Raw genomic sequence first — 16,303 nt, forward strand, 5'->3', positions numbered from 1 at the left:
CGAGCACCAAGCAGTGAACCTAGCCCGCGCGGCGACATTCTATCAAAACTCGGGGAGTGCATCCGCTTTCTGCTGCGGATACACTGGAGAATCCCTACTGTTCGGAAGGTTTATGGTGGTTGCAGCGGATTATTCCCAAAAAAATGCCGTAATGCGCGTGTACTCCTGTTATCGGCTGGTACTCGCCAATCTGCTGTTTTTCAGCTTTTTTATCACTGAACAGGACAACCTCATCGGCTCTGAAAGGCCCGGACTGTTTGTTCTGGTGTCCTTCGCCTACCTGGGCTATTCCCTGCTGGCTCTGTGCAAACACCTGCTGTCGCGGCGCGAGCCGTCGGACAACATCCTGTTCTTCGATTTTTTTATCGACGTCGGCGCGATTATGCTTATGGCCTACTGCTCAGGCAGTGGCGAATCTGGCTTGCCGCTGCTGCTGATCGTCAGTATCAGCGCCGCGAGCATGACCCTGCCGGCGAGGCTGTGCCTGTCGATTGCGTCTTTATCTACCATTACCACACTGGCCGATGCCGGTGCCCACAGCCTGAACGCCGGTACAGACACTCGGCAGTTCGTGGTTGCCGGCATGACCGGTATCGCCTATTTTTCCACCGCGCTGATCATTCGCTACCTCAGCGGCCGCATCACCAGTGCGCAGAATCTGGCGGAACGCCGCCGCTACGACCTGGAAACCCTGTCGGAAATCAACCAGAGCATTGTCCAGCGCATGCAGACCGGCATTGTGCTGATGTCTCGCAGCGGACGCATCAAGCTGTTGAACGCCGCCGCCGCAGAGCTATTGAATATTCGCTATCAACACGCCCCCCGCCAATTGTTCGCACCGCCACAATTGATTGAACTGGCGATGCGCGGTCGCAGCGCGTCAGAGGTGATTCAGCTTAATTCCACCGGGCTGGAATTACACATCAACCTGACCCATCTCGACCATAATTCCGAAGATGAGTGCCTGCTGTATATCGAAAATATCAGCAAGATCAACCAGCGCGCCCAGAACCTCAAACTAGCTTCCCTGGGCCGCTTCAGCGCGAGTATTGCCCATGAAATCCGCAATCCCCTTGCGGCCATCAGCCACGCGGCACAACTGCTGAAGGAAAACGAAAATCTGGATGTCGACGACCGCCGCTTTCTCGACATTATCCACAACAACAGTGTACGCATGGACGGCATTATAAAAAACATTTTGAATATGTCGCGAGGCAATCCACCACGACCACAACGTTTTTCACTGGTGGAACACCTCGACCAGTTTTGCCAGGAATGGCACTGCGAGCAGCGGGACAAGACCACACTGACCGTCTCTGGCCGGGAATTCAGTGGACAGGTCAATGTTGACCCCCATCAGCTGAATCAAATTCTGAGCAACCTCACCGAGAATGGCGTGCGCCATGCCATCGCCGCCCACGGCAGCGCCGAAATCCAATTTGTCATTTCTGTCGGCAGCGCTACCGGTGGCCCCTGTGTCGATGTCATCGACAGCGGCCCGGGCATTAACGAGGCCGATCACGACCGGATTTTCGAGCCCTTTTTTACCACCCAGACCCAGGGTAATGGTCTCGGCCTCTATTTGTGCCGGGAATTATGTCTCGCCAATCAGATTGCCATTTCTTATCAACGAGGAACCAGCAAGGAAAGTCGTTTTCGACTACAATTCGCCCATCCCGAACGGGGCACTTTCGCCGAATAACCCGGCCCCGAATATGGCCGTTGCCAATTTCGCTGACAACAGATAACAGGACCAATGACCAAGAAAACCGTATTGATCGTTGACGACGAGCCCGATATTCGCGAGTTGCTGGACATCACTATCGGGCGCATGGGCGTGCACACCGAATCTGTTGGCTGCGTACGCGACGCCCTGGCACTGCTGGGGGAGCAAGCCGTCCACCTGTGCCTGACTGACATTCGCTTGCCCGATGGCTCCGGCATCGACATCGTTCGCCATATTCAAGACAACAACCGCGATACCGCCGTGGCGGTCCTCACCGCCTACGGCAGCACCGAACTGGCGGTGGAAGCCCTGAAAGCCGGGGCCTTTGACTTTATCAACAAGCCGGTGTCGATCGAACAACTGCGCAATACCGTCACCACGGCCCTGCGCCTGGAAAGCGGCGAACCCAGGGTCGATAGCAGCAGCCATACCCGCTTGCTCGGTGAAACTCCGGTGATCCGCCAACTGCGCGAACAAATCACCAAATTGGCGCGCAGCCAGGCACCGGTCTATATCAGCGGTGAGTCCGGCAGCGGCAAGGAGGTGGTCGCCCGCTTGATTCACGCCAACGGGCCGCGCAGCAGTGCCCCCTTTGTACCGGTTAACTGTGGCGCCATTCCCGGCGAGCTGGTAGAGAGCGAATTTTTCGGCCATGTTAAAGGCAGCTTCACCGGCGCCTACGACAACAAGGAAGGACTGTTCGAGGCGGCCAACGGCGGCACTCTGTTTCTGGACGAGGTCGCGGATTTGCCGCTAAACATGCAGGTTAAGTTGCTGCGGGCGATTCAGGAAAAGGCCGTGCGGCGCATCGGCTCAAATCAGGAAATTCCCGTGGATGTGCGTATTCTCAGTGCCACCCACCGCGATCTGGCCAAGGAGGTCGCCGCCGAGCACTTCCGCAGCGACCTGTTCTATCGCATCAATGTTATCGAGGTGCAGGTGCCCAGCCTGCGGGAACGGGGTAGCGACATTCCGCTACTGGCGCGTTTTATGCTCGACAAGCTGGCGCAGAGCTGGGGAATTGAAGCCCCGGAGCTCAACCCTTCTGCTCTGGAAGCCCTGACACGCTACAGTTTTCCCGGCAATGTGCGGGAGCTGGAAAATATTATTGAGCGAGCGGCAACCCTGTGCGAAAACAATATTATCGTGGCGGCAGACTTGTCGCTGCCCGATAGCAGCGTGCCCGCAACAGTCGGCGCGGATCAGGGGCCTTCGCTGCTCGGTCAGGCAAAGGGCGATATCGAGGGCTATCTGGCAGGCATCGAGCAGCATATTCTGCGGGATGCGCTGTCCGCCAACGACGGCAATAAAACCGAGACCGCCCATATGCTCGGGCTGACCTTCCGGCAATTGCGCTATAAACTGCAAAAATATAATTTCGACTAGGGCCTGATAACACTCGCCTCTATCAGTTTATTTGTAGTACCAGTACGTCCGTTTGCGTGCGCCGGAGAGGTCCAAAGCCGGTGTTGAGGGCGTAAACGGCGATGGCCCGGTGCCTCCGATAATAAAGGGCACCGTTTTGCCATCGATATCCACAAGGCCCGCAATCGGCGATGGTGGCAGCCCTCCGCCCACAAACTCATTGCGCTGACGCTCACCCGTGACCAAACTGACAATGTAGGCTCCCGCATTGCCCAAATTAGCGGTACAGGAACCCGACGCCGGCACATCCGGCTGATTGGTACCAAAATAGACCTTGCCCGCCACCGTCAGCGGCGCATTTACCCCTTTTTCTCCAGGCAACAGGTCAAAATAATACCCGGCAATGGTGCTCGACTGACCATCAAAGTAGAGGGCACCTACACTGTCGGCACTGGCACAGTCCACCGCACTGCCGCCGGCGTCTGCGCACTGCAACACTGACTGATCGACCAGATCAGACATGGTGACCGTGGTGTACGAGGCGGGAACCGACTTACCCAGGTTTTTATCCATTACCATAAAGAATCGGTTCTGCACGTTAAAGGACAGGCCCGGAGTCGTGTCGGCGGTATACAGCGGGTGCTCACGATCTCCGGATACCGCAACAACGGCATCGAAGTTTCCGGTAGGAATAACATCGGGTGGAAACAGGAACTTACGCGCATTGTTACCCGTGCCACCCAGGCTGGCTAATTTCGTCACCGCCACGTCGCTGAAGGCCGGGCTGGTTGATGACACCGGCTCGAGATCTACCCGCCAGATATTCCCGCCGACATCGTTGGCATAAAGACGCTCGATATAGCCATCCAGGTCGCGATCCAGCAGTGTGATAGACGCCGGTATTGAGTGATTCATATCGCTGACGGCCAGGCAGTGCCCCCCGGACACGGTGGTCACTCCGCTACAACTTTTCAAGCCAGCCCAAACAACACCGCCAGTAACCGAGTCGAGAATGATAATGCCCCTGCCCTGGGTATCGCTGGCCGGAGCCGGCTCGGCATCCTGCGCCGGATCATAGCCAGCGCCCAACACCAGTACCGGGTTCGCGTAACCCTTTATCAGTGCAATTTGCGCCTGCGACCATGTCTGCCCCAACTCGGGGATCTCAGCCTCGCTGATACGCCACAGGAATTTGGGGCTGGTCGGTGTGGTCACATCCAACGCATAGATAAAACGTCCACCGCGACGGGCCGACATATAAATATACGATTTACCGGCGGTAGGGCTACTACTCCGTTTATCTTGCAGCACCGTGGTATTACCGTCGAAAAAGTAATCCCGCGGCTCCGCATCCGGGTCTGTCACATTGGGGTAGCTCACCAATGGGCTGTTGTTGAATTGACGCTTGAGCTTGGGGAAGAACTCCGGCGCGACAAAGCTCCACAATTCGCCGCCGGGTTGCACACTGCCTACATTGCTCTGCTGATTGCCATTTACCGCATGGAAATGGCCGTCGTTCGAGCCGTAGAACAGCACCACCCCGGTAGAACCACCATAATTGATAACCGCTGGACGCGAGTGCAATACATCGGCATGGATGGAGCCGCGCGCGCTGATAGGGCAGTCACTGTCGCGGGATTCCGGCGGGCACGGCCCTCGACGGCTCTCGTTGCCCACGATGTCGTCACCGCGCACCCAGTCGATCAGATTCGCCGCCGACAGGGTTTCCACACTGCTGCCACAACTGATCCCGGCACCCTCTATCATCACGTAGTTGCCAATAGTCATCGCAAAACTGTTGGCACTCTCTATACTCGCCACGCTACCCAGCACCTCCCCCGTCACCGAGGCGAGGTTATAGGTGTTGGTGGTGCCGGATGCTGTGCAATTATCCAGAGTTACCGCGTCGCCCTGTGCCAATGAATGCGCGCTCTGGGTCACGGTGAGCTTATTGGTCACCCGCAGCACTTCAATGCCGGTGTAACTTGCCCCGGAGGGAATATCCTTACTATTTACGGTAAAGGAATTCGCGGTGACATTGGACACCGTACAGGGGGTACTCGAGGTACAGACCTGCTTGTTGGTATTCAGCGAGTCATTCCAGGCCCCGTTGACAATCAACTTGTCAGACGCCGCATTAATCACCATGGTGCCATCGTGGGTGATGACGCAGCTACGCCCGTTACCCGATCCCGAACAGGAGGTGGAGAGATCCATTGCCGGCTCGTAATCACCGCCACTCAGGCTCGCAGCCCCCCCCGCTGTCCCCGCTCCGAGCATAGTAGTGAAGTTATTGACCAAGGTGGTATTGTCGGTGGAAAACGCATTCAGCGCCGCCCCCCCTGTCGGACACGAGCCCGTGGCATTACAGGTATACACCCGGCGCTGGTCAGAACTGAGCAGGTTATCAACCCTTAAAATTTGACCCACCCCGCCTTTTTCAACCAATTCTCCATCCGGGGCGTCTTTCTTGAAGGCCTGACCTTCCGGGCTGTTTCGCCAAAAACCATCGCTGGGCCAGGCGCTGATGAGGGTGCCCGAACTGTCCTTCGGCGCATTGGTCGTCCAGAAACTGCGCGCCAATGGCTCGATAGAACCGGTCAGGGGATTGATCGCTGATTCAACGACACCACTCACATCCTGGTCGGCGTCTGCCAGTACAATATTGCCGCCGGCATCAAAACCCAACTGGTATTGCTTGACGTTACCGTTCCATCGCGGCGCCGCGTCGCCGTCGGGGCGGAAGTTGGCAATATAGACCTGGTTGAGGAAGGTGCCCTGGGTGTTGGCACTGACCGGCAAGGTCGCGGAGGAGAAGGCACTGTTGACATCCTGCACCTCATTAAATATCTGTAGAAAAATTGCCTGTAGGCCCGCGTGATTCGCAGCGGTCACCTTAAAGGCCTTACCACCGCCCTCCAGTGCTAAATCGGCAAGAAAATTAATTTCCCCCGCCAGCTTTGCTTCCAGTGCAGAATCAAAAACCGCGATGGAATAGGTGGTGATATTGCGGTCAGATTGACTACTGTCACTGGTATCCACCAGATTCATAAATCGCGTCCACTCATCGCCCCAATAGGAATTATTCGACGCATCGGAATTGTTTAATTGGGTTACGGCTCTCGGCGTAGCGAAAAAGTTGTATTGCTCGGAGCTGGTCGAATAACCAAACTTATCAGTCAACTGGGCCTTGAGTAAAACATCGGGATTACCGGTACCGTCTTTGACATTGGCCGTTTCCTTGGTGGCATTGCCGATATACACCAATACCGCATCCCGGCAATCGGTAGCGGATTCGGCCAGCTGTGAGTAATCCACCCCCGAGCAGGACGTGGGCAGACCATTCAACATTGCCCAGCTCTCGGCGATTAGATCGCCCAGTCGAGTTTGGTTACCGAGATCACTCTTGTCCATGCTTTTGAGCAAGCGAATAAAATCATTGATCCCCGCCTCATCCATCAACACCGGTGGTACCAATAAAAAGCCGCAGCGGTTGTCACCGTTGCCCAGTGTCGTGCCATTGTCAAAACTGCTGAAGGAGTTCTGGTTGAACACCATCAGACCAATTTTAATAGCGCCCAGTAAATAGTCATTCTCGGGTTCGAGCAGCGACAGCATGGTATTGACCATGGCGCACTGTTCCATTCCCCCAACTGTACTGCCGAGATTGGGAACCCCGAGATCATCGGCGTACAGACAACCGTGCACCACATTCGCATTGGAGTTGGCCGAGCTGTGCCAGCCCAATAACACTGTCGGCGGGTTCGCCCCACCCGGAGTGATCCCGGCGAACAGATCAATATCTTCCGCAAGTACTGATGACGACAGCAGTAGCACTGCTATCAGACTTATTCCTGTACGAAGCATGTTTTTCATCATATTACCGCTCTCGATAACGCCGGAATGTCCCGACGACACCAAAGAGTCACCGACGGAACGCCGGCGACCTAATTCAAACAGGGTGTACCAATAATGGCTTTTACATACACCCCTTGATGCATTTCTATATTGGTCGAAGTCGCCACGTCATTCACCGTAGACATCACATCCCAGGTCATTTTCGCGCACCAGGAGTTGCCCTGCAGGGCAGTGGAGTCATCAGTGAGAGTGCCTCCGCTCGATGACTGGCCGGTACCCAAACACTGGGCGTCCTCAGCTTTGGAAATATCCAGCTCCTGTTGTTTGATCGGCCCCGAGCGCATGCAGGTAGGAGGCGCGACAACGGCGACCATGTCGGCGACACCGTCACCGTTAAAATCGGTTTCAAACTCGCTGGGCAGGGTGGGCAGCGGAATGGCAAAGTTGGCGGGGTTACTCAAGTAGGACTCCAGCGAATTCCGTGCACTGGCCTTCGCCTCAAGCCGATACTGCTGGTTCCCGGCAATTTTAAAATTGATATTACTGCTGCCGATCATGGCCACCACGATCACGCTGAATATTCCCAGCATAATCAACACCACGATCAACACGACACCGGACTCACCTGGCTTTTTCATCACTCACGGGGCCCCGCTACATTGGGTAACATGATTACCGACGAACTGACCTGACGCTTGAAACGATCATCGAATGGTCCCACCCGCGCCGCGCGCCCGATATCGTAGGTGTCGTCGGCCACCGCCTCCAGAGTCTCGGTTTCGGCTCTGACCAACAGGTGAACTTTTATCGCCACCACATTTTGCCAATTTTCCACCGGGGTCGCCGACCAACCCGCTACAGCACAACCGGCGGGAGCCGCCGCTAGCGCAGGGTTGTCGACATAGCAGTCGGGGCTACCATCACCCGTCAAGTCCAGTCCGTATTGAAAGTGCATATCCTCAACACCCGACACCAGCGCTTCGACACTGAGTGTGCCGTTGGCATATCGCGCAAACTTCAGTGTCGGGCGCCCATCGCCACCGTTGCTACAGTCTTCGCAAGTACTGAGGAAATAACTGGTCACCTGATATGGCCATGCTACCGCCGGGGCGTCACAGGCTTTATTGCGCAGGGTCAGCTGAACCGGATCGGTATGAAGAAGATAAGGCGATGCATCGAGGGCACACAGGGCAATTTGTAGATAAGGCGTGGTGTTCGATGCAGCAATGTCGGCGACCGCAACGGGGGTCACATCAACCCGCCGAACCGTAAGAACCTCGGCATTCGCCACGGGGCTTTCCGCAGCAATACAGTCAGGGAGGGGGTCACCTGCCGCAACACCCGACACCGGTACGGGCAGCTCGATTGTCCCACTATCAAACCCCAGATTCGCGGCCAGCCCACTGTCGTCACAGGGGTCGGTTAACTGGTAATCTCCAATACCCACTCCCGGATGATATTCTCCAAAGAAGCCCGCTACCGCCACATCTTCATTGAACAAAAACATCGAATAACGGGCATTTTCAATCTGCTCTGAGGAGGTCGCCAGCCGGGTTCGCGTGGCACTCACTGCGGCGACCAGCGAGATAATCCCGATCAGCATGAATGCGCCAATACTCATGGAAATCAACAATTCGATAAGCGATAGTCCGCGCTGATGTTGCCGTGGAGCAATCATGACAGATCACCTATCTGAACCACCGCACTCACCACCCGGCGCTGCCGGTCATCATCCCCGTATTGATTCTGACCACATAGCAGGTTTGCTGCAGGCGCGGTGCTCTCGCTCATTCCCTGCCAGACCACCGTCACTCGATAGCGCCGATCAACGGCATCAATCTGCTCTATGCAGCCCCGCGCGCCAACCATCGCACCGATATTTTCATCGTCCTCATTCTGTCGCGCCGCACCTAACAGCGCGGCGTTCCATTCAGCCAAATCAAGATTTGCAGTGGCCCGTTGTTCTGCGGTGCCCAAGGTACAGGCCGTCGGCGCCGCCGCCCCGGTGCCCAGCACTCGGCCATTGGCCGCATCGGAATAACAGTCCACTACCTGCCTGTTGGCATTAATACGATCGGTAATGTCCTGAACCAGATTCAGTGCCTGTAAGCGCTGAAAGGCGTCCACTTCCTGCTGTACGGTTCGCACAATCAGCCCCGCAGCACCCATCATGCCCACTAGCGCAATGACCAGTGCAACCAGCACTTCGATAAGCGTAAAACCGCCGCTTCGACTGCGTGTCATCAGCAAGGCCCCTTTTTACTGCGGGCTTTCCCGCTCAAGCTAATCTCTACACAGTAATCGGAAGCACCACTGCCCGTAGTAGGCGCAATAGCAAAACTCACCGATGTCGCCGCTCGACCCGAGGGATTAAACACCAGGGCATTGGCCGCACTGGTAATGGTCAGCGACGATACAGCCGGCTCACTGCGTAACACAGTCGCGCCCTGAGCAACCTGCCAGCCCTCTTCCCAGCTGGCTCCCACTCGGCTAACAGTAATATTGCTGTTGCGCTTGATGGCCTCACTGCGCGCCAGATCCAATGAAGAACGCAAATTGTCTACGGCACTGCGCGCACGCTGGGACTCAATAAGCTGTGTAAATGAGGGAGCAGCGATACTGGCCAGTATCGCTACGATCGCCATTACCACCAGGAGCTCCATCAAGGTGAACCCCCTCACGGCTGCTCGGCCTAATCCCAGCATCGTGTTGCACCGGCAGCGTGGCCCTTTTCCCCGCGACTGTTCAGCGTCAGGGTGCCACAGGCGTCACTGGTCTGCCCCCCGGATGCCGCCGGCGCTGCAGAGAGTGTATAAGTGGGCGGTGTGGCCGCATTATTTGCCGCCACAGTAATAGTGTATTTCGCCGCGATTTCTGCAGGCACCGCGACCCCGAGAGTCGCGATATCGACTGCATAAGCGCGGCGTTCGAGGAATCGGCGCTCTTGCATATTTGCCAGTTCCAGCAGGTAGCTTGCCGCCGCCGCGCGATTACTGCGCTGCATGTGCCCGTTATAGCTTGGCAATGCAATTGCCATAAGGATGGCAATAATCGCCGCCGTAATCATCACCTCAATTAAGGTAAAGCCCGCGTGCTCATTTCTTTTATGCTTCACTGTGTTGAGTCCCTGACGCTACTGGGGCTACAAACAGTTGAAAAAAACCGCTATTGACGGCATTCCATTACGAGTAATAGCTTCCCTGCTAACTCCGTGACAAACAGCATTGATTTATTTCGACAGCCTGTAGATATTCTGAAAACACCTTAAAACTAGGATACTGGGGCAACTGTTAAAAGTACAAAGCCAATGCGCGAATTCGCGCACTATTACACACTTGCCAACAATACCTATTGCTGTGACACCGGCACCAGCCCTTATGTCATAGCGACACGTCCGGAGGAAAACGCCGGGTCAGCGTCGCCAGCAGTCGGCGAGGCTACGATTCGAACCACTGGGCTTATCACTTAACGACACCACCCCGGTCTCATCGAGATTAAAGTTGCCGCAGTCGTCACCGGTCATTGCGCCCGCCCGCACAGCCCTGAGGATATAGCGGTTGTCCGAGGCCGCAGTGACCACAATATTGTAGTAGGCAGTGCCACTTTCAGGCACCTGTGTACGGTATACCGCCGGTAGCTGCCCACTGCCCGCGGCGGTGGTGTAACGGCCATTCGCGGAATAGAATCGCTCAAGTGCCTGCGCCGCCGTCAACAAGGCCCCGGCGGCTTCACTGCGGCGCGCCTTGGCCACCTGTTCCTGATACGTTGGCACCGCCACCGCCGCAAGAATGCCCACGATCGCCACTGCTATCAGTAACTCAATGAGTGTAAACCCTTTTAGCCGCACACTTTTCGCTCCCATTTATTATCACTCTCACAGCTTAGCCTGTTTCATTGCAGCTGCCGCCAGGACTGCCGCCCCGGATACCTGAGGCCACCGGCATCCTCGGTAATCACACCAATCGTACCACTAGTTCCCGAGGTGTACTTATATTCCACTTTCCCGGCGCCAAGAACACCCGGCGTTTTAATCATTTCGTCGCTGCCGACACCGCTGACCGAATAAAAGTGGCCGTTGACTTCCACCATGTCGCCGTCATCAATTATCCCGTCGCTGTTGGTATCCAGCACCGGGTCGGCAATCATACCGCCATTTAACGCATCGACTTCCATCAACCAGCTGCGTCCACCAAAACCGCACCGGCTTTCACTGGGAATAATCGACGCAAAGATGACGCGCCCACTGCGCAGCAGCGGCGCAGACACCACACGTTCACCTTCTGCCCGGCCATCGGGCGGAGTTAAGCGCAGATGCCAGCCAGCGGCCGGAACGGCATCCGCGCTGTTGTTGCTGACCACTCGAACAGGCTCGGCAGTGCTGCCCCCGCTTTGGGTGGCGGCCCTTCCTTCAAAGATTACCGTCTGTGATACCAGACTTGATTTGGTGGTGATGCGCTCTCCGTTGTCCCTCACCCCATAGAAATCGAGAATCTGCGGACTCGAGGGCAACACCGCATCGTCGGTGGTGAAATATCGGCCGGTGCCGAAGTAAACCAGGTAGCCACCGTCGGGGTGACGCCCCACCGTGGGTCGAGTGGTGATCGGCTGACCACGACCATTGCCATCCACCGCTCTGAACAGCGGGGCAGGGTCACCGACTTCGGTATAGGCCACTGACCAAGCACTGATGTTGTCGCCACGAAGGTCGAACTTCCACATATTTCCCGCCAGATCGCCGGCGTAGACAAAGTCGGTAACGCGGTCGTTGTCGACATCCACCGGCACCGGCGTACCCAGGCTGTTACCTTCGCCACTTTGCTCCGTATCAATTGCCTTTAGCAGTGCCCCGGTAGCGAGGTCGACAATAAACAGTTTAACGCTGTCACCGGAGTCGTAGCCATTACCGAATACCGCGACCCAGCGGTTGTCTGCCTTGAGTCGCGCAATAACCGGCTGACTCAAGCTAATACCGAGTTGATGAGTGTCGGCCTCATCAGTGGCGAACTCCCACAGCAGGTTGCCTTTACCGAAACTGTCGGGGCTGCTGACATCCAGAGCGAAGACCGAGCGCCCTCCCGCAGCCAGCGAACTGACGAGCACCGTTTTCCAGGCGTTATTGAGATAGGCATCCATAGCTCGGGGCGAGCCATCCACGAAATACCGATGCTGGTATTGAGAGTCGGTCAGGCTGTACAAACGGGGATACACCCCAAGCGGAATATAGGCCAGCATCTCCTTACCGGTTTCCGCATGGAAGCCATGGAGCATGCCGTCGTTGGCACCCACGTATATCATCGGCGCTCGGCTTTCCTTGGTTTTGAGAAAGCTGTTATAGCTAACGCCTTCGGCACCCGGCAATATGCCCAGACCGAAGTTTTCTGCGCCGACGAAAAATGGATCAGAATTGACAATGTCGCCTAACACCGCGACGCGCTCTCGGTATTTTAAGCCGGCGTTACGGGTGTCGCCGCGCAGCCATTGAATCGCATCCTGCCCCTCGGATTCGGCGCCACCATCACTCAAAAAAGCCCGCTGCTCGTCGGTTAAATCCGTCCACTTTGCGACTTCGAACGCCTCTGCAGAGGTACTGACGTCCCCCTGATTGCCAACGCCGGTGATGATATTCCGCTGCGGTGCACTGGGGACAGTGTCATTGCTGTCCCACACTGCCTGCCCCAACTGACCATCGCTGCGAAGGCGATAGGCCACTAGCCGCCCGCTCCAGTCAGCACTGTTGAAACTGGCCTGGTAAATCAGCGTGCCGGAATCCAGTCGCGTCGAGTTGGCGGCAATTGATGAGGCCGACGACTTGCTTTGATCTGCAATGTTTTGCAATACCGCCGACAGTTCCGCAGCAAAGGTGTCGGGGTCCGCCGCGCTAAAGAAACCTCCGCGGCTGTTGACCGCTGCATGCAGCAGGTCATCAATTTTATAGCCTTCCCTCACGGTGGGGTCCGGCCAGCTCAGCGCCTCGCCCGTGCCCACAGCAGCAAAGGCTGCAGAGGGTTCAACCGTGCCGTAGACTCCGAGCCCCACGCCGTAGGTTGTCATATGCTGCCAAAACGCCGGGTTGTCACGGGTCACGGCAACAACGTTATCCAGATCACCGCGTAAATCCCGCTTCCAGTAATACATTGCGACGTCAGCGAGGGTATCGCTGTAGTCATCGGCAAACGGCGAACTGGCGGTATAGGTATACGCCGCTCCGGTTGGCCCACTATGGCTGGGCGAGCTTGTGCCATCATTGTTGTTTTTGGCATCGCCGTTGGCATCATTGCTGTCGCCGCTACTCCAATAGCCATCGGTCATCAATACCGCGTAATTACGTCGACAGGCCAACTGATCGTCACCATTATCCACACCCGGTGTCGCACTCCAGGGGCCCTTATTGTCACGGCGCTGGAAATACTGCCCCACATCATCCAGCGCCCGGCGCAAGGGTGTTCCTTCGGCGGGAATATCCCGCTGATACAGCAAATTATAAAAGTGTTCGCGGCTGTCCCCATTGAAGTTGCGCACACCGCTGACGATCGTCCGGCTATCATGCCCATCGACACGGTGCTCACTTTGGTTAATAGCGCTGAAACCCACACGCAATCCCGCGCCCTGTTCGTAAAAGGCGAAACCACTCCCCGCCCGCGCCATATTGATACGCGAGCGATAGTAGGTATACCAGTTGGCAAAATTCTGCAGCTCTTCCGCATAGGTGCAGGTCGCGTTTTCCGCATCGGCGCAGTCGTCCCGAGCCTCTCGACCATGACCGATATAAACAGAGGTCGTCGGTCGAATCTCCACGGCGGAATAGTTAGCCCAAAGCCAGTCACTTCCTCCGTTATGCCAGAAGTATTTCGCTGGCCAAAAATTTTTGCCGTCACTGCTAACACTACAGGAGCCACTGCTGTTGCAGTCCACCCATTGATTCCCGTTATAGTTACTGTTCAGAACGGTCAGATTGCGGCACCTTGCGGCATCGTATGACTCTGAGCGTCTCTCAGGATGATGAAGGGCACAGCTGGGGTCGGCATTCGGGTAGGTACTGCCATCAGCCTTTATCCAGGGCGCGTAGGTTCTTCCGGGGTCGTAGTACACTTTGTTCACCTGGGGTGAACGACTGCGGGCATTGTAGGCAGAACCCGCCGCTACCGTAGGCACCCGGTTAGTGTAATCACTCCCGCCGTATACCCCGTTCGCGCGAGGGAAGATATAGCGTGCTGAGGACAGAATGATACTGTCGGGCATCAACTCAAATTGCATCGAACCCGAGTCGTCCAGAATATACATCACATTGGGTTCGGAGGGCTGCGTGAGAAACAATGGCGCCTGTGCGACTGCTGTTGACGGTGCCGGAGCGGTACAGCCCTCAAGTTCCCCGTAGACTTTGAATCTGGCCTTGCAGGTATAGCCATCGTCGTCGCGGTTATATACCGTCAGCACATTATCACCATTGGTGTCATGATATGAGCGTGGGGGGCAGGCGTGACGATCGGGATTTTTTAATTCAAATACTTCAATGCGCGCAATGCTTTTCAGCTCGCCGAAGGTATAGCTGTCGTTTCTTTTATTTTTGCCCACATACTCATCGGTGATACGTTCGACGCTGCACGACAACGCCGTTACGGGCAGCGCCCACAGGCTGGCCAGCACCAGCAACATGGACAACACCAACTCCATGGCTTTCCACCTCCCTGTTCACGTTTCGTCGTCCTGACTCACGTATTATTCATTGTTGCGGTTAAAGGTTGTGCTCAACACCACCATTGTTCTGTCACTAAAGCCGTAGCCCCTGGCAGTGACGCGATACAAATCCAAGGGGATGACCGGCTGATCTGAATCGAGGGATCGGTTTTCGTCCTCAATTTCCAGCTGTTCCAGAATGTACTCGGGCTGTTTGACCACACCCGGCATATCCGTTGCGATAGTCACCCAGCCCACCGACTTTTTGTCTGCCCAATCCGGCGCCGCACATGCAGTACGGGTATCACCAGGATTCGCACAGGCAATATAGTTGCCATTGGTGCCATTAAACACACCGATAGCGCCGGCCGGGGCCAAGCGCGCCTCGGCCTGACGCAGCGCTGCCTCCGCCGCCTGAAACGCAATACTGGCGTCCTTGGCATTGCCCGACATCCGCTCCTGCATGGTGGCGGTCTGCATCGACGACACACCGATCACCGCCAGTATCACCATAAAGATCAAGGCGACAATCAGGGCTGCGCCGCGCTGACGGCCCAGTGTGATCTCGCTGCTAAAATGTCGTATACCCGTCACGGCAATTTATTCCTCAGCGCAAATACATTGGTGAACACCTGACGCATCCTTCCATCGGGGTTGGCGACCGCATTGCCATTGATATCGATCACCCGCTGCGCGTCACCACTGCCATCCTCGCCAACTACCCCGCCCTGATTGGCCACCACAGTAAGCTGGGCCTTTACGCTGACCACCTGCCCCCAATTCGGAGTGACTCCGGGGTTGGCGGAAATTGCGCTGGCATCCAGGTACTGGTTGATAGAAAAGTCGCCGTTGGTATCAACCCCGTAAAGCAACTGAAGGTTTTCTACACCCTCGACCAGCTCTATTGCAGCACCCAGTACACCGCCGCCCCCAACCCCGCGCCGCCGCAGGAACAGGCTGCTTATCGGGTCACCGGCGTCATTGGCACGCCCGGTATCACGGACGAACAAACGCACTTCATCCAGGCCCAGAATTTCGGCGCCGGGACCAAAGGAGCCACTGTTGCGACGGCTCTGGCTGTTGTATTCCCCCTCGGCGTGAACCAGAACAGTAGGACCTTTCCCCGCCTTCTTCGGCTCGTTGCTCACGCGAAAAATCGCCGCCTTTTGGCAATCCGCCAGCAACACAAAATCGCCCTGCTCAAACCCTGCGACATTGTCGCTGATGTTCACCAGTGTGGCAGAGTCATCAGTCGCACTTTCAATCCGCGCATTACTGTCGGAGCCGCGCCGCAATATCAGTACATCGGTACCAGGCTGCGCGCCCCAGGCGTTGTCATCGCCGACATCGTTGGCGCCGCTAATCATGTCCTGGGGCGTAAAATTTACCGCGTCGGCAGGCAGGGCAATAATTTCCACCGCATCGCGAAAATTGTCTTCGCTCTCCCGGCCAAGCCCCCTGGACGCACAGCCCATATAACCTGACATGCGAACTTCCCTGGCAATAAAATGCATGGAGAAACGCCCGGTTTCCTGCACCTGTGCCAGCGAATCCTGAATCTGCGAACTGGTGCTGCTGGCCAAAAACACCTGAATTACCGCGGCACTCAACAGCAGGCCGAGGGTAACGGATATCATAAGTTCAACAAGGCCGAAGCCGCGCTGCCTGCTGTGGGTCACG

Annotated in this window: 12 protein-coding genes; 2 read left to right on the top strand and 10 right to left on the bottom strand. The window is 56.3% G+C overall.

What is annotated here, in order from left to right; all coding sequences use genetic code 11:
* Window positions 1–112: 112 nt before the first annotated feature.
* Both HCU74_RS15460 and HCU74_RS15465 read left to right on the top strand, forming a co-directional pair.
* Window positions 113–1,702, top strand: coding sequence for a sensor histidine kinase (locus HCU74_RS15460; RefSeq protein ID WP_168451333.1), 1,590 nt, complete (start codon window positions 113–115; stop codon window positions 1,700–1,702).
* A gap of 54 nt (window positions 1,703–1,756) precedes the next feature.
* On the top strand, window positions 1,757–3,112 hold the full coding sequence (locus tag HCU74_RS15465; protein ID WP_168451334.1) for a sigma-54-dependent transcriptional regulator: 1,356 nt from the start codon (window positions 1,757–1,759) through the stop codon (window positions 3,110–3,112).
* A 27-nt stretch (window positions 3,113–3,139) separates the two neighbouring features.
* On the opposite strand, the gene HCU74_RS15470 is transcribed toward HCU74_RS15465, so the two are convergent.
* The 10 genes from HCU74_RS15470 to HCU74_RS15515 form a co-directional block, all read right to left on the bottom strand.
* Window positions 3,140–6,970 (bottom strand): pilus assembly protein, encoded by a 3,831-nt coding sequence (locus HCU74_RS15470; protein WP_168451335.1) that lies wholly within the window; start codon window positions 6,968–6,970, stop codon window positions 3,140–3,142.
* Window positions 6,971–7,038: 68 nt separating this feature from the next.
* On the bottom strand, window positions 7,039–7,590 hold the full coding sequence (locus HCU74_RS15475; protein ID WP_168451336.1) for a PilX N-terminal domain-containing pilus assembly protein: 552 nt from the start codon (window positions 7,588–7,590) through the stop codon (window positions 7,039–7,041).
* On the bottom strand, window positions 7,587–8,627 hold the full coding sequence (locus HCU74_RS15480; protein WP_168451686.1) for a PilW family protein: 1,041 nt from the start codon (window positions 8,625–8,627) through the stop codon (window positions 7,587–7,589). The genes HCU74_RS15475 and HCU74_RS15480 overlap by 4 nt, the downstream gene beginning before the upstream one ends.
* Window positions 8,624–9,193 carry a type IV pilus modification protein PilV gene (gene pilV / locus HCU74_RS15485; RefSeq protein WP_168451337.1) on the bottom strand — a complete coding sequence of 190 codons (570 nt, stop codon included), beginning with the start codon at window positions 9,191–9,193 and terminating at the stop codon, window positions 8,624–8,626. Before pilV ends, HCU74_RS15480 begins: the two co-directional genes overlap by 4 nt.
* On the bottom strand, window positions 9,193–9,654 hold the full coding sequence (locus tag HCU74_RS15490) for a GspH/FimT family pseudopilin (protein WP_210425332.1): 462 nt from the start codon (window positions 9,652–9,654) through the stop codon (window positions 9,193–9,195). Before HCU74_RS15490 ends, pilV begins: the two co-directional genes overlap by 1 nt.
* The gene (locus HCU74_RS15495) at window positions 9,642–10,064 is read right to left on the bottom strand and encodes a type IV pilin protein (protein WP_345889694.1); all 423 of its coding nucleotides are present in this window, start codon (window positions 10,062–10,064) and stop codon (window positions 9,642–9,644) included. Before HCU74_RS15495 ends, HCU74_RS15490 begins: the two co-directional genes overlap by 13 nt.
* A gap of 297 nt (window positions 10,065–10,361) precedes the next feature.
* Window positions 10,362–10,811 (bottom strand): type IV pilin protein, encoded by a 450-nt coding sequence (locus HCU74_RS15500; RefSeq protein WP_168451339.1) that lies wholly within the window; start codon window positions 10,809–10,811, stop codon window positions 10,362–10,364.
* A gap of 29 nt (window positions 10,812–10,840) precedes the next feature.
* Window positions 10,841–14,620 (bottom strand): pilus assembly protein, encoded by a 3,780-nt coding sequence (locus HCU74_RS15505; protein WP_168451340.1) that lies wholly within the window; start codon window positions 14,618–14,620, stop codon window positions 10,841–10,843.
* 45 nt (window positions 14,621–14,665) lie between these two features.
* Window positions 14,666–15,217 (bottom strand): PilX N-terminal domain-containing pilus assembly protein, encoded by a 552-nt coding sequence (locus HCU74_RS15510; protein ID WP_168451341.1) that lies wholly within the window; start codon window positions 15,215–15,217, stop codon window positions 14,666–14,668.
* Complete coding sequence (locus tag HCU74_RS15515) at window positions 15,214–16,302, bottom strand: PilW family protein (RefSeq protein WP_168451342.1); 1,089 nt, start codon at window positions 16,300–16,302, stop codon at window positions 15,214–15,216. Before HCU74_RS15515 ends, HCU74_RS15510 begins: the two co-directional genes overlap by 4 nt.
* Window position 16,303: the final 1 nt, after the last annotated feature.

It is taken from the genome of Spongiibacter thalassae (assembly GCF_012272835.1).
In the GTDB taxonomy this organism is placed as follows: domain Bacteria; phylum Pseudomonadota; class Gammaproteobacteria; order Pseudomonadales; family Spongiibacteraceae; genus Spongiibacter; species Spongiibacter thalassae.